At 42.1% G+C, this 22,401-nt stretch carries 17 protein-coding genes; 12 read left to right on the top strand and 5 right to left on the bottom strand.

The genetic code is table 11. The features are described from left to right. Positions 1-138 precede the first annotated feature (138 nt). The 4 genes from speA (at position 139) to speB (ending at position 5,394) form a co-directional block, all read left to right on the top strand. The gene (gene speA / locus BLT94_RS18515) at positions 139-2,052 is read left to right on the top strand and encodes a biosynthetic arginine decarboxylase (RefSeq protein WP_092237429.1); all 1,914 of its coding nucleotides are present in this window, start codon (positions 139-141) and stop codon (positions 2,050-2,052) included. Positions 2,053-2,135: 83 nt separating this feature from the next. Continuing rightward, positions 2,136-3,329 carry a saccharopine dehydrogenase family protein gene (locus tag BLT94_RS18510; protein ID WP_092237426.1) on the top strand — a complete coding sequence of 398 codons (1,194 nt, stop codon included), beginning with the start codon at positions 2,136-2,138 and terminating at the stop codon, positions 3,327-3,329. Continuing rightward, entirely contained in the window at positions 3,326-4,492 is a 1,167-nt protein-coding gene (nspC, locus tag BLT94_RS18505; protein ID WP_092237423.1) for a carboxynorspermidine decarboxylase, read from the top strand. The genes BLT94_RS18510 and nspC overlap by 4 nt, the downstream gene beginning before the upstream one ends. Before the next feature lie 20 nt (positions 4,493-4,512). Beyond that, on the top strand, positions 4,513-5,394 hold the full coding sequence (gene speB / locus BLT94_RS18500; protein WP_092237420.1) for an agmatinase: 882 nt from the start codon (positions 4,513-4,515) through the stop codon (positions 5,392-5,394). 13 nt (positions 5,395-5,407) lie between these two features. Here the strand turns inward: speB and BLT94_RS18495 are convergent, their stop codons facing one another. Continuing rightward, complete coding sequence (locus BLT94_RS18495) at positions 5,408-7,657, bottom strand: DUF294 nucleotidyltransferase-like domain-containing protein (RefSeq protein WP_092237418.1); 2,250 nt, start codon at positions 7,655-7,657, stop codon at positions 5,408-5,410. Positions 7,658-8,281: 624 nt separating this feature from the next. Here BLT94_RS18495 and BLT94_RS18485 point away from each other — a divergent pair. Beyond that, positions 8,282-9,121: a CvfB family protein gene (locus BLT94_RS18485; protein WP_092237412.1), complete on the top strand. Its 840-nt coding sequence runs from the start codon at positions 8,282-8,284 to the stop codon at positions 9,119-9,121. Positions 9,122-9,338: 217 nt separating this feature from the next. On the opposite strand, the gene BLT94_RS18480 is transcribed toward BLT94_RS18485, so the two are convergent. Next, the gene (locus tag BLT94_RS18480; protein WP_092237409.1) at positions 9,339-10,091 is read right to left on the bottom strand and encodes a cytidylate kinase-like family protein; all 753 of its coding nucleotides are present in this window, start codon (positions 10,089-10,091) and stop codon (positions 9,339-9,341) included. A 415-nt stretch (positions 10,092-10,506) separates the two neighbouring features. On the opposite strand from BLT94_RS18480, the gene BLT94_RS18470 reads away from it, so the two are divergent. The 5 genes from BLT94_RS18470 (at position 10,507) to cooS (ending at position 15,610) form a co-directional block, all read left to right on the top strand. After that, positions 10,507-10,983, top strand: a complete 477-nt coding sequence (locus BLT94_RS18470) for a methylated-DNA--[protein]-cysteine S-methyltransferase (RefSeq protein ID WP_092237403.1) — start codon at positions 10,507-10,509, stop codon at positions 10,981-10,983. Positions 10,984-11,067: 84 nt separating this feature from the next. Continuing rightward, positions 11,068-11,421: a hypothetical protein gene (locus BLT94_RS18465; RefSeq protein ID WP_092237400.1), complete on the top strand. Its 354-nt coding sequence runs from the start codon at positions 11,068-11,070 to the stop codon at positions 11,419-11,421. Positions 11,422-11,562: 141 nt separating this feature from the next. After that, complete coding sequence (locus tag BLT94_RS18460; RefSeq protein ID WP_092237397.1) at positions 11,563-12,489, top strand: MBL fold metallo-hydrolase; 927 nt, start codon at positions 11,563-11,565, stop codon at positions 12,487-12,489. 103 nt (positions 12,490-12,592) lie between these two features. After that, positions 12,593-13,339, top strand: coding sequence for an N-acyl homoserine lactonase family protein (locus BLT94_RS18455; RefSeq protein ID WP_092237394.1), 747 nt, complete (start codon positions 12,593-12,595; stop codon positions 13,337-13,339). Positions 13,340-13,645: 306 nt separating this feature from the next. Continuing rightward, positions 13,646-15,610: an anaerobic carbon-monoxide dehydrogenase catalytic subunit gene (cooS, locus tag BLT94_RS18450; protein WP_092237390.1), complete on the top strand. Its 1,965-nt coding sequence runs from the start codon at positions 13,646-13,648 to the stop codon at positions 15,608-15,610. A gap of 128 nt (positions 15,611-15,738) precedes the next feature. On the opposite strand, the gene BLT94_RS18445 is transcribed toward cooS, so the two are convergent. Further along, positions 15,739-17,364: a sigma-54-dependent Fis family transcriptional regulator gene (locus tag BLT94_RS18445; protein WP_245743180.1), complete on the bottom strand. Its 1,626-nt coding sequence runs from the start codon at positions 17,362-17,364 to the stop codon at positions 15,739-15,741. A 281-nt stretch (positions 17,365-17,645) separates the two neighbouring features. On the opposite strand from BLT94_RS18445, the gene BLT94_RS18440 reads away from it, so the two are divergent. Then, the gene (locus BLT94_RS18440) at positions 17,646-18,890 is read left to right on the top strand and encodes a reductive dehalogenase (protein ID WP_092237384.1); all 1,245 of its coding nucleotides are present in this window, start codon (positions 17,646-17,648) and stop codon (positions 18,888-18,890) included. A 26-nt stretch (positions 18,891-18,916) separates the two neighbouring features. Here BLT94_RS18440 and BLT94_RS18435 read toward each other — a convergent pair whose 3' ends face one another. Together BLT94_RS18435 and BLT94_RS18430 are read right to left on the bottom strand one after the other, a co-directional pair. Continuing rightward, positions 18,917-19,693, bottom strand: coding sequence for an MBL fold metallo-hydrolase (locus BLT94_RS18435; protein WP_092237381.1), 777 nt, complete (start codon positions 19,691-19,693; stop codon positions 18,917-18,919). 3 nt (positions 19,694-19,696) lie between these two features. After that, positions 19,697-19,957 (bottom strand): hypothetical protein, encoded by a 261-nt coding sequence (locus tag BLT94_RS18430; RefSeq protein ID WP_041279166.1) that lies wholly within the window; start codon positions 19,955-19,957, stop codon positions 19,697-19,699. Positions 19,958-20,254: 297 nt separating this feature from the next. Between BLT94_RS18430 and BLT94_RS18425 the strand changes: the two genes are divergently transcribed. Beyond that, on the top strand, positions 20,255-22,390 hold the full coding sequence (locus BLT94_RS18425; RefSeq protein WP_092237379.1) for an HDOD domain-containing protein: 2,136 nt from the start codon (positions 20,255-20,257) through the stop codon (positions 22,388-22,390). The last annotated feature ends 11 nt before the right edge of the window (positions 22,391-22,401 follow it).

The raw sequence follows: 22,401 nt of genomic DNA, 5'->3' as shown, positions 1-22,401 counted from the left end.
AATAGAAAAAATGTTGCTGGATTCGGTTAAGAAAAAATTGGAAAACAGGTTGCATTTATTCAGAAATTTTTATAGTAATCGGCCTTTCATTTGCAGAAATGAACAGGACAAATTAATACTGCGGAAAGAGAAATTCATATGAACTACACATTTGAGCGATGGAATACAAACAAATCCAGTGATCTTTATGGCATAGATGACTGGGGCGGCGGTTATTTCTCACTGTCGGACAATGGTGATCTGATGGTTATGCCGTCTCCGGGTGAAATACGCAATGCGGTCAGCATACCCGAAGTGGTGGAAGGCATGAAAGCAAGGGGCATGGACATGCCGGTGCTGCTGAGGGTTGAAAACATTCTCAATTCCCGGATTATCGAGTTAAATGAAAGCTTTTTGTCCGCCATCAATGAATTAAATTATGGCGGTTCATTTATAGGTGCTTATCCCATAAAAGTGAATCAGCAAGAGCAGGTGGTTGAAAAAATAACCCAGTTCGGTGCCAGATATCATCATGGACTTGAAGCAGGCAGCAAAGCCGAACTGATTGCCGCCATGGGGATGCAAACGGACAAAAAAGCCCCTTTGATATGCAATGGATACAAAGACCAGGAATTTATTGATCTTGGACTCTATGCTTCAAAAATCGGACACTTCTGCATCCTGGTTGTGGAGATGCCAAGCGAGCTTCCGCTGATCATTGAACGGTCAAAAATATTAAACGCAAAACCGGTTTTAGGCATCCGAATAAAATTGTCAACACAGGCCGGCGGACACTGGGCGGATTCTGGCGGAGACCGAAGCATATTCGGTCTTAATACCACACAAATCGTTCAAGCAGTTGATCTGCTGGCCCGGGAAAACATGCTGGATTGCCTGCAAATGGTTCATTATCACCTGGGGTCGCAGATATCCAATATCCGTGAAATCAGAACCGCAGTCAATGAGTCATGCCGAGTGTATGCAGGCCTGTTCAAAGAAGGTGCCAACATAAAATACCTTGACCTTGGCGGAGGTCTGGCTGTTGATTATGACGGATCACAGTCAAATTTTCTCAGCAGCAAAAATTACACCCTGAGTGAATACTGCACAGATATTATTGAAAGTGTGATGACTTCGCTGGATGAAGAAAAGATTCCTCATCCGACAATCATTACCGAATCGGGCCGTTCCCTGGTTGCCTATTATTCCATGCTTTTGTTCAATGTTCTTGATGTTACAAGGTTTCAGCCCGAACCCCTGCCGGACATACTGCCCGAAGAGTGTCACCCCCAGATCCAGTATATGTTTAATGCTCTGGAAACATTGAGTATCAGAAACATACAGGAATGTTTTAATGATGTCCTTTTTTACCGGGATGAGGTCCGCAAACTGTTCAATCATGGAAAGATAACCCTTCGGGACCGGTCTTTAGCAGAACAAATTTTCTGGGCAACCATGAATGAAATAGCAAAAAAAGCCAAAGAGATGAAGCACATCGGCCCTGAACTGGAAGATATCGAACGTGCCCTGGCAGATATTTATTATTGCAATTTCAGCGTGTTTCAATCCCTGCCGGATTCCTGGGCCATTGAACAGCTGTTTCCCGTAATGCCCATTCATCGGCTGAATGAAGAGCCTTTAAGAAAAGCCATTATTGCAGACATCACCTGTGACTGTGACGGCAAGATGGACCGGTTCATTGACTCCCATGGATTTAAACGGTATCTGCCTTTGCATGAATTAAAGGATTCCGAAGAATATTTTCTGGGAACCTTTCTTGTGGGTGCCTACCAGGAAACCCTTGGAGATCTTCACAACCTGCTTGGCGACACAAATGTGGTGACCATTAAAATCCTTGAAAACGGAGAATATGAATTTGTAGGAGAGCAGGAGGGGGATACAGTGGCCAACATTTTGTCTTATGTGGCATATGATCCCAAGCGTTTGCTGGTCCGGTTCCGGAAAATTGCGGAAGCTGCGGTTCGCCGGGGAAAAATCTCTCCCCAGGAAAGGCGTGAAATCATGCAGGTGTATGAGGCCGGTTTAAGAGGATATACCTATTTTGAACGATAATCCAAAAGGTGTAAGATAAAAAAAACAAGCAAAAATATGCATTTGAGTTTATCCGGTTTTAAACCGTTATCAGGAGGTGTGATATGTCCAAAGTTTTGATTGTTGGCGCGGGAGGGGTTGGCAGTGTTGTTGCCCATAAATGCGCCCAGGTGTCTGATGTATTTTCCCAAATTGTTCTGGCAAGCAGGACAGCGTCAAAATGCGATGCCATTGCCGGTGAGATAGAAAAACGGTTCAAGAAAAAAATCACCACGGCAAAGCTGGATGCTGATAATATTCAGGAAACCGTAGAACTGATAAAGTCCGTCAATCCTGACTTAGTCCTCAATGTGGCATTGCCTTACCAGGACCTGGCCTTGATGGAAGCCTGTCTTGCCACAGGTGTGGATTATCTGGACACGGCCAATTATGAACCGCCTGACCTGGCAAAGTTTGAATACAAATGGCAATGGGAATATGAAAAACGATTCCGGGAAAAAAACCTCATGGCTTTGCTTGGATCAGGATTTGATCCGGGTGTGACCAATGTTTTTTGCGCCTGGGCACAAAAACATCATTTTGATGAGATCCATCAGCTGGATATCATTGACTGCAATGCCGGAGATCACGGCCAGGCATTTGCCACCAATTTCAACCCGGAAATCAATATACGGGAGATAACCCAGCCGGGACGATACTGGGAACAAGGAGAATGGGTGGAGACCGACCCCCTGTCCTGGTCCATGAATTATGATTTCCCTGAAGGAATTGGTCCGCGCAAGTGTTACCTGATGTACCACGAAGAACTCGAGTCCCTTGTCCTTCATTTAAAGGGTTTAAAACGGGCACGATTCTGGATGACCTTTTCCGACCAGTATCTCAATCATCTCAAGGTTCTGGAAAATATCGGCATGACCCGCATTGATCCCATTGATTTTCAAGGAGAAAAAATAATTCCATTGCAGTTTTTAAAAGCGGTTCTACCCGAGCCTTCGTCCCTTGGACCGCTGACAAAAGGCAGAACCTGTATCGGCTGTGTGATGAAGGGAATCAAGGACAATAAAGACAAAACCCTTTATATATACAATATCTGCAGCCATGAAGAAGCGTTCAAAGAGGTCGGCTCACAGGCCATATCCTACACAACAGGGGTGCCGGCCATGATCGGGGCCATGCTGATGCTTCAAAAAAAATGGCACCTGCCGGGCGTCTGGAACATGGAACAATTTGACCCTGATCCGTTCATGGATGCGCTCAATCTGCACGGATTGCCCTGGAAGGTTGTGGAACTGTCGTGAACGGATATACGCATTACCGGTTTGATCCTGATACGGTTCCCAGCCCCTGTTTTGTCGTGGATGAAGAGTTGTTGAAACACAACCTTGCCATTTTATCAGACCTGAAACAGCAAACAGGTTGCAAGATTCTGCTTGCCCTTAAATGCTTTGCCATGCCCCGGGTGTTTGCCCTGTTGAGAACCGTGCTGGACGGCGTTTGTGCAAGCTCTCCCCATGAAGCCAGGCTGGGCCAAGAAGAGTTTGGCAGGGAGGTGCATACCTTTGCTGCCGGCTATTCCAGAGATGATATTATTGAGCTTTGCCACACAACAGATCATCTTGTGTTTAATTCGTTCAGCCAGCTTGAGCGGTTCAGGGAACTGGTCAAAAAGACAACGGCATCCCTTGGCCGAACCGTTACATTGGGAATCAGGATCAATCCGGAACATTCCGAAGGAGCAACACCAATGTATGATCCGTGTGCCAAAGGTTCCAGGTTAGGCGTTAAAAAACCTCAATTTTGCGAAGACCTGCTGCCCCATATCAAGGGACTGCACTGGCATAACCTGTGCGAACAGGATGCAGATTGTCTTGAAAGAACAGTGAAGGCGGTTGAAACTTCATTTGGCCGTTATTTTTCTGATATGGACTATATTAATTTTGGCGGAGGCCACCATATTACAAAGCCGGGTTATAATCTTCGCCTGCTTGAAGACATTATTTTGTCGGTTAAAAACCGCTGGAACGTGGAGGTCTACCTTGAGCCGGGTGAGGCAGTTGCCCTGAATACCGGCTATCTTGTTGCCACGGTTCTGGATATTGTTGAGTCGGATATGAATATCGCCATAATGGATGCATCCGTGCCCGCCCATATGCCGGATGTGCTTGAAATGCCTTACCGGCCCCATATCATCGGTTCTGCAAACCCAGGACAAAAAAAACACACCTGCCGCATTGCAGGGGCTTCATGTCTTGCCGGGGATGTGGCGGGTGAATATTCTTTTGACACTCCCTTGCAAGTTGGTTCAAAACTTGTTTTTTCCGATATGGCAATTTACACAATGGTAAAAACAAATACGTTTAACGGTATCCGGCTTCCTGCCATTGCCCTGTTCCGGTCACAAGACCGGCAAATGGAGATCGTTAAAACATTTGGCTATTCAAATTTTAAAAATCGGCTGTAAAACTTTAAAAAGGAAAGCATATGTCATCCATTCCTGATTTTATAGAATCTGAAAAAGGAAACCGGCAGGCAGACCAATCTTTATTTCATGTTATTCCAACACCGCTTGAGGCATCCGTCTCCTATGGCAGCGGTACGGCAGACGGTCCACGGGCAATCCTTGAAGCATCCCAGCAGCTTGAAGCATGGGATGGCGAGTCAGTCCCACTGGAATCGGGAATCCATACCACAGCCACGGTTGACTGCACAGGCAATATCCAACAGGTGCTTTCACGCATAGAAGCCCGTGTTGAAAAATCCATATCCATGGGGGCGATCCCGGTACTTTTAGGCGGAGAACATACCGTAACCTTAGGTGCCCTCAGGGCAATTAGCTCAAAAATAAAACAACCCATCGGCATCGTACAATTTGACGCCCATGCTGATCTTCGGGACGAATACCAGGGAGAACGCTTCAGCCATGCCTGTGTCATGAAGCGTGCCATGGATGAACTCAACCTTCCCCTGTTCCAGATCGGTGTCAGGGCCATATCCCGTGAAGAGCATGAACTGCGCTCATCCATCGGCGTGGGGTATCTTGATGCCCGAATGCTGTATAAAAACAAGGGTCGTGACATGGTGTTGCCTTTGGATTTTCCTGATATCATTTATCTTTCCTTTGATGTGGACGGCCTTGATCCTTCAGTTATCCGGGCAACAGGGACACCTGTGCCCGGAGGCCTTGGATGGTATGATGCGCTCTGGCTTATTGAAAAATGCCTCTGCCAAAGATCCCTGGCAGGGTTTGATGTTGTTGAGCTGGCACCCATACCCGGTGATCATGGATCGGATTTTGCCGCGGCACAGCTTGTGTATTCCATCATGGGAATGATTCAGCGCAACAGGCATTCCCTTAACGATTAAAAGGGTAAAAACATTAAGAAATCAGACCGTCTGTGTCACCTATAAAATCAAACCTCAGTTTGGCCTGGATAGCTTTTATTTTTTTTAATACTTCTTTGAGCATTTTTTTTTCAATGGAAGACAGGTGCTTGGGATTGATGTAATTATCCGGTTTTATATTTTGACCGAGAATCGCCTGGATCTGTGTCATGAACCGTATCTGCATATTAAAGCAATAGGCCTGATCCAGTTCATTATACTCATTGCGGGATAAAACCTTTTTCACATATAGTTGATAAAGCCTGTCCTGAGTGGCGGTGGCCCTGATGCCGTGCTTTAGAGAATAAATTCTTGCAAAATCAACAATGGGGATGGAGGCCATCTTAATATCAAGACATTTTTTATGCGGTGCTTTGGACCGGACTGAAAAATTGCCGAAAAATCCAATCGGAGGTTTGAAATACACGGCATTTTCCGCCATATTTCGGAAAAATCCAGTCCAGTTGGATAATTGGTTCATCATATAGGCTGTCAGTTCATCTGTGATCTGTCTGTCTCCATAAGCAAACCGGAAATCAAAGAAAATACTGGTATGAAGCAGATCCTCGGGTGATGCCGCATGTATCCAGGAGGAAAAATAGTCTTTCCATATGGAAAGAGGCTGACACCATTTTGGATTTTTCGCCATGATGCCGCCCTGGCAAAAATCAAATCCCGACTGATCAAGCCAGGTGCAGACTTTTTCCCCAAGTTTCAGAAAATAGGGCTGAAGAATTTCAATTGTCTGACCGTCGTCCTCAGAATCTTTGAAAATAACGGCATTATCCTGATCAGTTTTCAGGGTCTGCTCTTTTCTGCCTTCACTGCCCAAAGTAACAAAGGCAAACGGAACCGGGGACGGTCCAAGAGCTTTTGTTGCAAAAGTCAGCAGTTTATGTAAGATGGCATCTGAAAACGCCGTGACCAGCCATGTCACGGTCTTGATTTTTGTCCCGCTGGTGAGCATGCTGTGAATCAGCCTTGGCAACTGGCTGTGTTTGCCGATAATCTCTTCAACTCTTGTTGCCTGGTTGATTTCACGGATAAGCGAGGTGTAGGAAAGCTCGGTCAGCAAACGGTTGTCCAGTTCCAGAGCCTGATCGGAATGATCAAACGCTTCAATATCCCCGATCTGTATCCGGCTTTCCGGAATCAGGGAAACCGGTTCAAGGATGTTTTGCACCAAACTCTCATCTGCCGGAATAAAAAATCTTACACAAGGCATATCATTAACTTCATCTTGTTCGGGGTATGTCCAGATTACACTCTGGTGCTGGTTGAGTGCCTCTTTTAAGCCGATATTTAAAACCATGTTTTGTGTACCAATATCCAGGCTTTCCCATTGTTTTAGCAATTGAGGGCTTACCGGATCTCCTTTCCAGGAAATATCGATCAACGCAATGGCATTTTTCTTATAAAAATTAAAATAAAATTCAGTCAGCCCGGTTTCGGTTTTCAGCCGACCCAACATAAAAATAAACACATTGATAAAGGTGTAGGGATCGGCTTTAATTTTTATGTTTTCGGCATCAAAACGGTTAGTAACGCGGCAGATTAGCCCAAGTTTATCTTGGGACCGCCTGGAAACTGTTTGTAAAAAATCTTTTACGAACAACGGTTTCAAGGTCTTGTTTGTGTTGATAAGACGTGAGTATTCATCTGATACGCTATTGAGGATATCGCTTAATACAATGGATTCCTTGTAAATGATCTCTTTGAACTGATGCTGGTGCTGTTCATCCATCCCGGGGAACTCTCTCATGGCTTCAATGGCGGCCCTGATACTTGCCATAGGGGATCTGGCATTTTTGGACAAGGTGTTTAAAAGGGACTCTACCCGTTTTTGTGCCCGGCTTTGCTGGGTAATATCATCAAGGATCACAACAAACCCGGAAAATAGACCGGCAGAATTTAAAACAGGCACCACCTGGGTCTCTAAGACAAGGGCGTGGGTTTGTAAAATAAAGGTTGAAACCGTATTTTCGACCTTTTTTCTTAATTGCTCGTTGATTTCGTCAAGCGCATGTTCAACAAGGTTTTTGTCAATGAGCGCAGTAATGGGTTTGCCGGTCATCAAAACCGGTATCACAGGATTGCTCTTATCCGCCAAAAGATATATTTCAGACTGGTGGTCGTGCAGCAGGATTAACCCGTTGGCATCACAGATAATAATGGCTTCCGGCAGTTTTGAAATAAACGAGGCCAGCACCTGTTTTTCTTTCATGACGTCATTTTTGCGGGACATAATATTTCAAATATCGGCTTTTGTATCACGGTGTTAAACAAACATTGACCCAGAAAAAAAAAGTTGGAGATTGTCGACGGCCTTATTGTTTTATTGTAATAAAATGCGTTCATATGTCAACAAGTCTTTAAAAAAGCTGTAAATCCAAACTATTGAACTGCACCCGATTTTGTTGTTGGCAAACCAGTATGAAATACCAAGCCTGCACATGGCAGATCAATCTGACATGGCCGGTATTCAAATAATTTTATAACTCCCCTCTGGTTAAGAAGGCAGTTGCTTTTTTTAATTTCTACAAATGACGTTTTATCCCTATCTGCAGGAAGTTGTCGCATAAATCGTTTTTTTATTAGAAAAAAACTGTAAGATGTGGTGTTCAGGTTATTCATACTCTCACCCATAAGACAAGGACTTTGCAATATTTACATGCATTAGCCCTGAGGTGGCTTGGGGATACTGTGGCGCTGTTTTCTTCAATGTGATATAATGCTTGAATAAAAGACATAGTGGGCAAAAGAACTCCTCAAAAACAAAGGAAGCCCTTTGCTGACAATGTATTTGACAAAAAAATCCGGTTGAAAACAAATTGCCGGGTTTTTCCATTTAAAATTAAATAGGATAAGCATGCTTAAAATTGGAAAATATAATGATCTGGTTGTGGAGAGCAGGGTTGAATTTGGTCTGTATTTACAGTCTGACGAAGGAAAAATTCTGCTTCCTCAAAAATACGTTTCTGAAGATATGCATATAGGTGATACCATTACGGTGTTTATATATACTGATTCTGAAGACCGTCTTGTTGCAACGACTTTAAAGCCGGATGGAGTTGTTGGAGATTTTGTTTTCCTTGAAGCAAAAGATGTTGTATCTTTTGGGACATTTATGGATTGGGGACTTGAAAAAGACTTGCTGATACCCAAAAGTGAGCAGCAGGACAAAATGGTTCCCGGAAAAAAATATCTCACAAAAATATGTTTTGATGATATGACAGGCAGAGTTTACGGCACTACAAAAATATCCGTAAATTGTGATAAAAACATCACGGACCTTAAGGTTGGTCAGAAAGTAGATCTTCTTATCCATTCTTTTACCCAAATTGGTATTATGGCTGTAATTGATAACAGGTATTTTGGTATGTTATACATAAATGAAACCTATCAAGACCTTTCCATAGGTGATACCTGCACGGGTTATATCATGCGGCTTCGTGAAGACAACAAAATAGATCTCACGTTAAAAAAACCAGGATATGATTCTGTAAAAAGTTCTGCTGAAATAATTGAAAGCTTATTGGAACAAGCCGGTGGTTTTATACCCTGCCATGATAAAAGCTCACCCGAAGAGATTAAAACGGTTTTTTCCATGAGTAAAAAAGAATTTAAAAGAGCCATTGGCGGTTTGTTCAAAAAAGGTGTTCTGGAATTGAAAAAAAACGGGATCAGGCTTAAACAGGGAAAATGGTAAAAAAGACAATGCGTCCAGCATATCCTGATACCAAAAATTAATAATAATGACGCTATGAAAGCTTATATGAAAGAACTTTTAAACTGCTGAAATTAAATACCTTTCATTATTTGTTGTGACATAATGATCTGCCATGGCCGTTATTCAAAACATAATTTCAAGGATCAGCATATCCGGTTTAAAAAGCACTGATCACAGGCATCAAAGTTCAAGATTGTTATAGTGCTGTTAATCCGAATTTTTGTTCAAAAGCACATGCCACGATCCGGGCGGCATGGAAACTTCCGTTGATACGATCCCTGTTGATCACCAGGTCAAATTCATCAAGACCGGTTTCTTTGTTGTGATAAACGGTTTTAAAAAACTCATGCTGTTCAATATCCATAATATTTAATTTTGTTTTTGCTTCCGACCTGCCGATGTTCAGGATATTGGACAGCCTATCAACCCTGTAATCCCGGCTGCAGACAAACCTTACCGACAAAACAGTATTGCCGGGCAGAATCAAATGGGTTCCCCTGCCGACAAAAATAGAGGGTTCGGTATCGGCCAGCACAATGATAGCTTTCATCAACTGTCTTGCATAATCGTTTTTCAGAAAGGGTTTTTCTTTGATGAGCATGGAGAAACGCTCAGCCATTTTACCAGGGTAAAGATCATCGTAAAATTCAATTATTTTTTTTGTCAGCCGGGTGTCTTGCGTCATACATTCCAAAATTTCCCTGTCTATAACACGATAATGAAGGATACCGGACAAAAGATCCGCAATTTCCAAAGCCCCCACTCCGATTTGCCGTGAAAAACAAATATTATGGATTGCCGAGGATTTTTCCTTTATGTCCTGTTTTTTATCCGCGTTCCCCTTATTGTCCCACTTTTTGATCGTCTCATCCAACCAGTTCTCAGCACTTTGTCTTTTTTTGCCATAATATCCCGGCCTATAAATGGTATCCTGGAAAGTTTGATTCATTTTTTTCTCCTTGTTTTGCCAACTAATAAAATTAAGGTGTTTGATTTAAATACGCTTTGTTCAATTCATTGTGCTGCTTTTTTTATGGATCTGGTTAATCTCCTTTTTTTGACTGCTGCAAACAATAAAGGCAATAACAATGCCACTGCACAAGAAATAGTTGGCCGCTCCCTGTTTGTCAGGACAGACTGGCTTAACAGAACTCATAGTGCCGTAAAACTTTTATGATTGATGTTAAAACGCCTGAATAACATAAGGTAATATCGAAAAAAATATCAATTAAAACGTCGACTTATTTTACAGCCTGGAAATCCAGCTGACAGGAAATTTGAATATTTATTGCAAAAGAAGTATTGTTAAGCTCATTGTTTTTTTATATTTAAGTGTGACAGAATAAGGCCATAGGGTGGAAAATATGAATTATTGCTATTTTGAATCCCCGGTTGGAAAGCTTTTATTAACCGGCAACAAATTGCTTGAAAACCTTTATTTTCCCTTGGGAAAGACAAGGGTTGAGCCTGAAAAAGACTGGACATACAACCCGAAAAAATTTATGGATATTATTTTGCAGCTTGAAGCCTATTTTAAAGGAGAGCTGACAAGATTTGATCTTGAATTGTCTATTACAGGAACAAATTTTCAAAAAAAGGTCTGGCAGGAGCTTGTAAAAATTCCCTATGGAGAAACAATATTCTATGGCGAACTGGCAAAAAGAGTCGCAAATCCGAAAGCTTCAAGAGCGGTTGGCATGGCAAACGGAAAAAATCCGATTCCAATTATTATACCCTGCCACCGGGTTATCGGTAAAGACGGAAGCCTGACAGGTTTTGGCGGAGGCCTTAATGTGAAAAAAAGATTGCTGGACCTGGAGAAAAAATATAAAAAACAATGATGATTAATATGGTATTGGCTTATTAATGAAAAAGATCCTGAATATTATTAAGGATGTCATCTTTACAAAGGGCTTGGATTATCAATGAAAAAAGATCCTGAACATAATAAAAAAAATGGGCGTGTTGAAATCAGAACAGAATGCCGGAATAATGCCAGCGTTGAATTTATACCCGGAAAAAATGAAATGGCCTATCATTTTAGAATAAAGGATTTTTCTTCAAATGGCTTTGGGATATTTGTGCGCGAGGATTCCAATGTACTCAAGCATATCAAGGCAGGCGATATTTTGATGATGAAATATCACCCGGAAGAAGCCTCAGTAAATCCAATAAGTCATAGGACACAAATAATCCATATATCAGCACCTGAGCCTGGAAAACACAAGGGGCATATGCTGGTAGGACTTTTAATTCTTGACGAAAGTTCATCAGAATAATGTTAAAAACGGATGTTAAAACAGCCGTATCCGCAAAAAAACGTATTCTTTTTTGACATGGCAATCTGCTTTTTTACACTTTTAGCAAAAAGGGAAAGAACAGGCTTGAATTTTGAATAGAAAAAAAGGAATGCTTTTTTTTTGAAAAGAACAAAAATCACAGACAAGATTACCTATGTGGAACCTGATTCCATGGCAAATTTTACTTCCTGTGCCGGGATGATACTGTTGTCAAAGCAAAAAATTTTGATTGATATGAATATGGGGACAGATGAAATCCCTAAATTGCTGGAACAGGAAAAACCGGATGCAGCCATGATTACACATTATCACCTTGACCATTCCACCTGGACCCGTCAAGTTAATGCTTATACGGATGCTGTGGTGTTTATCCCGGAAGGTGAAGAACCATATCTGACGTCCACGGATTTCGTGATTGAACATACAGCCGGAGCCTTTGGCATGTCAAAGCCATGGACCTCCTTTGTTGTGGATTTTCTTGGATATGAACCCCTTAAAGACTACGAGTCCTGCAGCGAAACAACATCTTTCAAGGATATGGCACCCGAAATGGTTCTGATTAATACGCCGGGCCACTCTCCTTCTCATACCTCCTTTTATTTTCCGGAAGACAAAATTCTGTTTTCCGGGGATATGGGACTGGACCGGTTTGGCCCGTGGTATGGCTGGGCAGACTGCAGCATAAAAAAGCTTGTTGAATCAATTTTACGGCTTGAGGGGATGGACATTGAATTAATTCTTACAAGTCATGGAGGTGTTGTTAAAAAGGAAATTCAACATGCATGGGCCTCAGGTATTTCCACAATTTTGCAACGGGAAAAAAAAATCATTCAAAACCTGGACAAAGGAATGGAAACAGATGACATTATCCGGCAAGGGGTATTTTTTTCTGATAAAGAAAAAGTATCCGAGCCCATGAGGTCTTTTCTTTATATGTGGGATACTGCCATGTACAATCACCATGAATCCCTTATCAATGAAGGCGGATTGATTAAGTTTTTTCCTGAAATACTAACATTGTCAACTGTTCCTTATAATTTGGGGTAACCTTTGAGGTGAGATTTTAATTTTTTTTATCTTCGTTGACACAGCAGACACATTTTCCATATAGTCATACACTGATACTTATCAGTAAAAGGAGCAATATATCATGGCACAATACACCATTCATCCCATTGTCATGGGTACAAAAGTTTTTGATAAAAGCATGATGACTTATCAATACGGCCAAGGAGAGCAGTATACAATACCGATTTATACCTGGGTGATAAAAGGCGGCGATAAAAATATTCTCGTGGATACGGGGGAGATGAACCCCATTAGATCAAAGGACAGGGAAGATGCCATTGGCGGAAAAATTTACACCTTTGAGCAGGGACTTGAAAAACAAGGCTTATCGCCTTTGGATATTGATATCGTCATTCACACCCATCTTCATATGGATCATTGTGAAAATGATTATAAATGTGAAAATGCCCGGTTTTATGTTCATGAGAAGGAGCTTGAATCAATTCATGCCCCCCATCCCCTTGACTATCGCTATCTGGAAGACTATATCGACGATATTGAAGAAAATGATCAGATTGAAATCATTAAGGAAGATTGCGAAATCATAGATGGTATTCGCGTCAAACATACACCGGTCCACACAAAAGGCGGTTTAACCGTATTTATTGAAACACAAAAGGGCACGGCTGCAATCACGGGATTTTGCATCATTGATGAAAATTATAATCCCCCGCCTGAAATTAAAGGCATGGAAATGGATGTGATCCCGCCGGGAACCCATGTGGATGTTTACAAAGCCTATGATATTATGAAACAGGTTCAAAAAGAAGCGGATATTATTATTGCTCTTCATGAACCAAGGTTTGCATCCGTCAAATCAATTGGTTAGCCATCTCCCTCCACACTTTTTTTTACTTGCCCCCCACCCCAATGCCTGAAAGCCTATGGCTGTTAAGTCTTTGGGGTGATATTTCATGCCGGTATTTTTTTTCTTTAGAGTTTTTTTCAACCAATAAAAATTTAGAATAAAAAAAACAAAAAATTATCATTTTAATTAAATTATGCTTTACAAAATACCACAATGTATTAGTTTGTAAAAAGATACCACGGTGTATCACCTTACGATAACTGAAGTAATAAAATTCGTATGGTGACTGCATCATTGCAACCAGGAGCAAAAAACAAGGAGATATGAATGGGGAAAGAAAACAGTGAGAAAAAAATGGTGAGTGTTGAGGATCGCACAATGTGTGAAGCCACTCAGCAAATGCTTACAAAAGCCAGAAGAGACGGTGTTAAACTGGATCTTGACCGCGGGTATGAAATGAAACCCTGCCCCATTGGTGCGGAATCCGCCTGTTGCAAGCATTGCTACATGGGACCCTGCCGCTTGAATCCAAGAGATCCATATAAAAAAGTAGGCGTATGCGGTGCAACCATTGATACGATCATGGCACGAAATTTCGGACGAAATGTGGCGGCCGGATCTGCCTCCCACAATGATCATGGCAGGCATATCCTTGAATTGTTCAGGGGGATTATTGACGGTAAGGTCAAGGATTTTACCATTGAGGATACCCTGAAACTTGAACGGGTTGCCAAATCCCTCGGCATTGATGTTGAGGGAAAAGAGGTTCTGGAGGTTGCAAAAGAGCTGTGTGATGAACTTGAAAAAACATTTTCCAATGTTGACGGTGAAATGCCTTTTACCAAACTGGCACCTGAGGCAACCCGGGAATTGTGGAGAAAAGATGGCGTCATGCCCAGAGGGGCCATGCTGGAAATCATGGAAATGATGAGCAGGACCCATATCGGATGTGACCAGGACTATGACAATTTAATGAAACAGATCACCAGAACAGCCCTTGCCGACGGATGGGGCGGTTCCATGGTGGCAACCGAACTGTCCGACATAATGTTCGGAACCCCCTCTCCCACCCTTGCAGATGTCAATATGGGAGTATTAAAGGAGGATCATGTAAATATTATTGTGCATGGCCATGAACCTGCCATGTTTGAAGGCATGCTGGCGGCTGTAAATGATTCTTTTTTTATTGAAGAGGCCAAAGCCAAGGGTGCCAAAGGGATTAATCTTGTGGGAATGTGCTGTTCCGGTGCGGAAATGATGTCTCGTCACGGAGTTCCTCATGCCGGAAACTTTGGATCAACAGAAGCGATAATCGTTACAGGTGCAGTGGATGCCATGGTGGTGGATATCCAGTGCATCAAGCAGGGTCTGGCAGAAGTGGCCAAATGTTATGATACCCATTTGATAACCACAAACCCGAGAGCGAAAATTGAAGGGGCCACCCATGTTGAGTTTGATGAAATTGATCCCAGGAAATGCACGGATGAAATTCTCTCAAAGGCCATTGCCAGGTATGGCACCAGAAGTATGCCCATAGAGATTCCAAAAAAGATCCAGGCGGGTGTCCACGGCTTTAGCCACGAATATATCGAATATATGCTGGGCGGAACCTTCAGGGGCAGCTATTCACCGCTGAATGACAATATTATTAATGGAAGAATCCGAGGGGTTGCAGGAGTTGTGGGTTGTACAAATCCAAAAGTGAAACAAGATTCAGTTCATGTTGCCCTGGTAAAAGAGCTGATTAGAAATGATGTTCTGGTACTCCAAACAGGATGTTCACAAATAGCGCTTGCCAAGGCGGGCCTTCTGGTTCCTGAAGCTGCACCACTTGCAGGCCCTGGTCTTGCCGAGGTTTGTGAAACCGTTGGTATGCCTCCGGTTCTGGGCCTGGGTTCCTGTGTGGACAACACAAGAATTCTAATTGCAGCGTCAGCCATGGTAAAAGCCGGAGGTCTTGGAAACAGCATTGCAGATCTTCCGGTAGCCGGATGTGCGCCCGAATGGATGAGTGAAAAAGCATTGGCCATTGGCCATTATTTTGTAGCTTCAGGCGTTTATACTGTTTTTGGTGTCGGTTTTCCAACCATCAAGGAAACTAAATTCCATGATCTTATGTTTAATGGTCTTGAAAAAAAGGGTTATGGAAAATGGGGTATGGCTTCTGATCCCATTGAAATTGCTAGAATGATGATCGCTCATATTGACAAAAAACGAAAACAGCTTGGCATTGACAAGGCAAGAGAAAGAACGCTTGTGGATATGTCCGACAGGCGTGAACTGGCATCTTAAATTATTTTGCAGCATCTTAATTGTTTAACATCTTAAATAAGCCCGGCACTATCTGTGCCGGGCTTAATCTTTTTTGCGCAAGTTTCACCTTAATTTGCAAAAAAACATATAGGGGTAGAGAGCCATGATTACTTTTTTATTTCCAGGATATTAATATTAAATTTTTTAATTCTGGAACAAAGCGTTGTGGGCACACACCCAAGAAGATTTGCAGCTCCATCTTTCCCATAAATCTTCCCATTACATGCTTTGAGTGCAGCCTGTATGTTTTTTTTAACAAACCGATTTAACTCCTTGTCTGTCAGTACTTTGTCTGTCAGTACTTTGTCTGTCAGGGCTTTGTCTGTCAGGGCTTTGTCTGTCAGGGCTTTGTTTTTTAGATAATTGCCTGCGGGGTTATAAGATAACGGTTGTTGTTCATTGTCCGGGAATGTAAGTTTCAGGTTCATGTCTCCGGATGTGATAATGGAGCGCTCAATGATATTTCTCAGTTCTCTTACATTTCCAGGCCAATGATAAGAAATAAGCTGCTTGATTCCGGCACTGGAGATGTCTGGAATGTCTCTGTTCATGTCGGATGAAATTTTTTCAAGAAAATGATAGGTCAATAAACGGATATCCTCTTTCCTGTTTCTCAGGGGTTCAATCTCTATGGGAAAGACATTGAGCCTGTAATACAGATCCTGCCTGAACCGCCCTTGTTTGATTTCTTGTTTGATATTTTTATTTGTGGCTGCAATAATCCTTACATTTACATGTCTTGTTATATCTTCACCAATTCGTTCATAAGCACCTTCTTGTAACACCCGAAGAAGTTTGCCCTGAAGTGCAAGAGGCAATTCTCCAATCTCATCGAGAAAAAGGGTTCCCCCGTCAGCCGCCTGGAACCGTCCGGCCCGGTTTTTTACGGCACCGGTAAACGCGCCTTTGATGTGGCCAAAAAATTCACTTTCATAGAGTTCACCCGGAATAGAGGCACAATTGACTTTAATCATGGGTTTGTCTTTCCGAAGGCTTCGGTTATGAATTTCCCGTGCTGCCAATTCCTTGCCTGTGCCGGATTCTCCAAAAATAAACACACTGGCATCTGTTGGTGCCACAAGCTCTATCTGGTTCAGAATATTCATCAAAGACGGGCTTTTACCTATAATACTGCCAAAAGAACGAGCCTGGTTGATCTCTTCTTTCAGATACTGGTTTTCAAGTTCCAATTGAGATTTTAAATGATCAATTTGTCTGAATGCATTGGCGTTGGCAATTGCGGCAGCAGTGTGGTTGGCGATCATATTCAGCCAGAACCTGCCTTCTTTTACCCGGTCGGATTTGATCCTCGAATAAATGGCAATCACACCGAAAACATCGTCTTTAAAGCGCAGGGGTTGGCCGCCGAATCCGAGAAGATGTTCTCCTTTGGCCCAGTTGTCCCTGTTTTGCCAGTCAGGATCTGACTTAATATCTTCCGGGCTTAACGGTTTTTTGTTCTGAGCCACTTTCCCGATACAGGTGACCCCCATGGGAATCCTTTGCCCATGCCCATTGAGATCAGAAAAATTATGAGGAGGCATTGATATGGAATCGCCTTTGCTTGCAACCAAATGGAGACACTCTTTTTTTTGTCCGCATAATTTGAACATGGAGCATTTATTGCAGATATCCGCCTTTTTTTTTAACCAGATTCTAACCAGAGCTATGTGAGGGCGCTGCACCATCCGGTTGACAATGAGATTTAAAAGAACGTCAACAGACCGTTCCATGGCCATTTCAATTAAGAGCGCTTTTAGCGACTCAAATTCAGGTTGATAAGTTGAGTTGATATTCATAAGGATAAATTAAATGAAATCTCATTGTATTACAACGAAAAATCATTAAGACTGAAATTTCGTTGCTTTTCAACAGACCTGACAAATCCAACCAACTGAATTAATAGCATAATTTTGATTATAGGCACTGGCATAAATATTGAACATTAATATTTGGTATTGGTATTTAAATTGAGAAAAACACACATACTGGAACCTTTTAACAGGAGTAAAAAATGACACGCATCTTTACATCAGATATTCGAGATGATTGCAGAAAAGACAGGCCAGACCCCTATCCTGTTCATATCCTTGACAGGGTTGACCGGCCCACAACCGCTATTCATGATAACAAGATTCAAAGAGTTGATGAAAGGGATGGCGGATTTCAACGGGCTGGAAAAGGAGAGTACGGAGAAAAACTCAAAAAAGAGTATGGGCGATTCATTGGCAAGCACCCGTTATCAGGGGCATTGTGTACCATGGGCGGCGCACTTGGGCATATGGTGGACGAGCCCATGAAACTCAAACAAGCCGGCCGCTCCCCCTGGAACACTTCTTTTTGGCCGCCCATGCCCGATACTTCAGATGATATTGCCCCAGGAACAGATGATCCTAAAACAAATGCCTGGCATATAAAAGAGACAGCCTATTTTTTGAGAGCAGATATTGTCGGCATCTGTAAACTCCCTCAATATGCCGTGTTCTCACACTCCAAGCACAAAGGCAAAAAAGTTGAACTCAATCACAAATATGCTATTTCCATTGTAGTTGATCAGGACTGGCGAACAGCATCGGCATTTAACGGGAGTGACTGGATCAGCAATTCCATGAGTTTTTTAGCCTATGCCGGTTCCGGGTATATTGCCTGTATTCTGGCGGATTACATCCGGCGGCTCGGATATCCGGCAAGATCCCACCATGCCATGAATTACCAGGTAGTGGTTCCCCCTATCCTGCTGTGGTCCGGCATTGGAGAGATGTCGCGTATGGGGGATGTGGTGATCAACCCTTTCCTAGGGCCGAGATATAAGGCAGCTGTAGTTACGACGGATATGCCCCTTGAAATTGACAGGCCCATTGATTTCGGACTTCAGGATTTTTGCAGCAAATGTGGCAAATGTGCTGAAATGTGCCCGTCCCAGGCCATCAGCTATGGTGATAAAATCATGCACAACGGGTATGAAAAATGGCCCAATGACGTTAAAAAATGCACCTCCATGAGGGTGGGCAACCCAAACGGTTCCGGTTGCGGCACCTGCATCAAGGTATGCCCGTGGAATAAGCCGTTCACCCCTTTTCACAGAACGGTCAACTGGTTTTTAAGAAAATTTCCATCCACCCGGAAATTTGGGATATGGTGTGATGACCTTTTAGGATATCATAAACCCAATTATAAACAAAAATGGTGGTTGGATTTAGATCAGGTTGACGGCAGGTTTGTTACACCCAAAAAATCAGGATATACAAAAAAAAGATAGCAGAAGCATGAACATGTGCTGTGAATTTAAAATGTTAAGCATTCATTTATTTGAGGAACAATAATCCTGGTATCTTTACACTTTTTTTTGATTTGATCCACAAAGGGGCTGATATCAATTGTTTTTGATATGGGGGGAAAAAAATTATCATGGTGATGGGGAATAACCAGTTTCGGTTTAAGATATCTGACATGGTTCAGGCCGATTTTACAAATATTTGAATGGCCCTGCAATGGAAACATCAGGATATCAATGGGGGTGTTCCCGATTTTCTTAAGGGTTTTTAAAGATGACCGGGCACTGCCGAAAAATTGTATTATTTTATCTTCAATCATAAAGCGCCAGCTTAAAACCCGGCCGCAGGGGAACCTCCAAAAAAGGGGAAGATATTTAAACAATTGCACATGTGTTCTTAAAAGAGTTGAAAAAACCAGTTTTTTATCAAATTGAATATGGTCGCTGAAAAAAGCCCTGGCTGAATACCGTTTAAAATCAAATTTTTTTTTGTCCGCAATAACGGGGTTGATCCGGTGTTTGTCCACCTGATGCCGGATCAGCATGTTTGCCGCAACTTTTGAGCAATAAATATCCGCGTTTGTCTGCCGGGCGATTTGGGGGATATCCAGAATGTGGTCAAAGTGACTGTGGGAAATAAAAATCTGGGATGCTGTTTGAATATCACAAGGCATTATATCCTGCCTGGGAAAAGCATTTTGGTTCCTGGACAGGTAAGGATCAATCAAAAACACCTGATTTCCTGTCTTAACTTCAAACCCTGCCGTTCCAAGCCATTTGATTTCCATGGATTATTTTTCAGCAATACAAACTTTAAATGTACTCATACAATCAATAATATCTTCGGTTTTCCCTTCGTCTGCAGACCAGAACACATTTGTTTCATCTTCAATTTTCATAAGGCATTCAGGAAAAAAATCATAATGATTCTTATTGATTTTTAATACGGTCAATTTGTCCTCGGGAAAAGTTGGGTCCGGGACATGATCGATCACTTCCCAGTCATCTGGAACAATAAATTCAGCTGTAATGTTTACTTCGATGGTTTTCATTTTAAAATCCTTAAAAATAAAGACATTTTAACACGGTATTTAACTTTAAACACCTTTTTTGTATTAATACCAACGGTACAGGTTTCTTTCAAGAGGAATCCCAAAAAGTTTATGGATCTTTAATTTTCAGACAAGCTCTTTTCAAAAAATTTTATGTTAAAATATACTGAACTTTGCAGTTTAATTGGCAAAAGTATTGATTTATAGATGATAAATATCTATAGATCCTTAAAAATCCTTTTTTTATTTTAAAAAGATTTTTAATTGTTTTTAACAACTTAAGTGCAGCTTCGGGTAATGAAACAAACAAATATTTTTGAAAAAATAAAACAATCCAATACTCTTCCCCAGCTTCCCCAGGTCATGCTGAGACTCATCAAGGCCTGTAACAGTGGAAAGACAAGTATTGATGAGCTGGCCGAAATTATTTCTACAGATCCTTCTTTAACGTCCAGGCTTCTGCAGATTATCGGATCACCCTATATAAATTTGCCCAAGGCTGTGAACAGCATAAAAAATGCTGTTGTCTACCTGGGCGTTGATACGATTCGGAATATGGCCATCAGCACATCTGCCATGCGTTTTTTTAATGTATCAAAAATCGTTCCCGAGTTTGATATCGGCCGGTTCTGGTATCATTCTTATAAATGCGGTGTGATTGCTAAAAAAATAGCCCTGGAAAATAATTTCTCAGACCCTGATGAATTTTTCCTGGCAGGATTGCTGCATGATATCGGCAGGCTGGTTCTTTTGCAGAATTTTCCCGATGATTACAAAACCGTTTTGCAAACAACGCCCAATGAAAAACAGATCCTTGCCGCTGAAATGGAAATGTTTGGTGCCGACACCCCCCAGGTAAGTGCATGGCTTTTCAGGCAATGGAATTTGAATCCACTGATTGCAGATGCCGTGCTTTTTATCAATGAACCCATTGAGCAGATTAAAAGCGCGCTCTTTCATGTGAAAGTTGTATTTATTTCAAACATTCTGGCCGGGCGGACAGCGGTACTTGAAAAGATCCCGGATATTATCTGCCTGACGGATATTCCCCGGACAGGACTGGAACAGATTGCTGTTGAGGCGGAACAAGAAGTCTTTGACATGGCCAAAAGCCTTGGCATAAATTCGGATTATGTTCAGGATAACGACTGCGAAGAGTCATTGACCTGTGAAATAAAGGATCTGTCTTTGTTTTTCGGCACATTGCGAAATCTGCTGCAAGCCAGGGATGTTGATTCGGTTCTGGATGTTGCACAAAACGGGTTTAAAATCATATTCAATGTTCCCCGGATGTTTTATTTTTTTTTGGATGAAAAAAAAAATATGTTAACCGGGGGGTGCAGCAGTAATGATAAAGCCAATAAAATAATCAAAAGTATTGCCCTGCCAATATCCAATACATCCAGCCTTGTGGTGAAATGTTTAAAAGAGAACACGGTTCAAAACAGTTTGAAACAGACACCCTATCAAAAACTTGCCATATCGGACACACAGCTTATCCGGCTGCTTGAGGCAAAAGGCATGTATTGTATACCCATCTGTTCTTCAAAAACCACATCCGGGATCATGGTCCTCGGAGTTGATGCGGCAACAGCCAAAACTCTTGATGATAACAGCGGCCTGGTCAGGCTTTTCTCACAACAGACAGGCGTGTGTATTCAAAGTATCCGGTTTTATAATGACTATGCAGTCAATATTCACGAAAAGAAAATGCAAGCTTATTCAACACTGACCGATAAGGTGATTCATGAAATCAACAACCCCATCGCAATTATTAAAAATTATATTCAAACCCTGGGCCTGAAACTGCCTGATAAACATCCGGTTCAAAAAGACCTTTGCGTGATCAATGAAGAAATGATCCGGGTTGCAGGGCTTTTGGATAAACTTGGAAGCTTCTCAAGCCCGAAAATCGACGGATTTGAACCTGTTGACATTAACCAGCTTTGCCTGGGCATATTGGAAATTTTAAAAAAATCAATCCTGCTGCCAAAACAGATTGAGGCCGACATTCTTGTTGATCCTGAAATGCCCAGAGTCAAGACCGACCGGAACGGATTAAAACAGGTGTTTATCAATCTTATAAAAAATGCAGCCGAAGCCATGAATACAGGGGGTAAAATAACCGTAACCACACGATTTTTATCAGACTCCGCAAAAATTATGATTGACGAAAAAAAGCGAATTCCGGGAAGTGTGGAGATCGTAATTTCCGATGATGGGCCGGGAATTGACGAAACAATCAAAGAAACGTTGTTTGAGCCGTATACCACAACCAAAACAGGAACGGCCAATGCAGGGCTGGGGCTTGCCATTGTCCATTCCATTGTCAAAGAGCTGAACGGAAAAATCACCTGCAAGACAAAGCCGGGCAAGGGAACCTTTTTTATCATCATCCTGCCGGTTATCTCATCAAAAATGAAACAAGGATAAAGGTTTAAGAC

This window comes from Desulfobacula phenolica (genome assembly GCF_900105645.1).
In the GTDB taxonomy this organism is placed as follows: Bacteria; Desulfobacterota; Desulfobacteria; order Desulfobacterales; family Desulfobacteraceae; genus Desulfobacula; species Desulfobacula toluolica.
The sequence above is the reverse complement of the archived record's forward strand: the minus strand, read 5'-3'. Positions and strand labels throughout refer to the sequence as shown.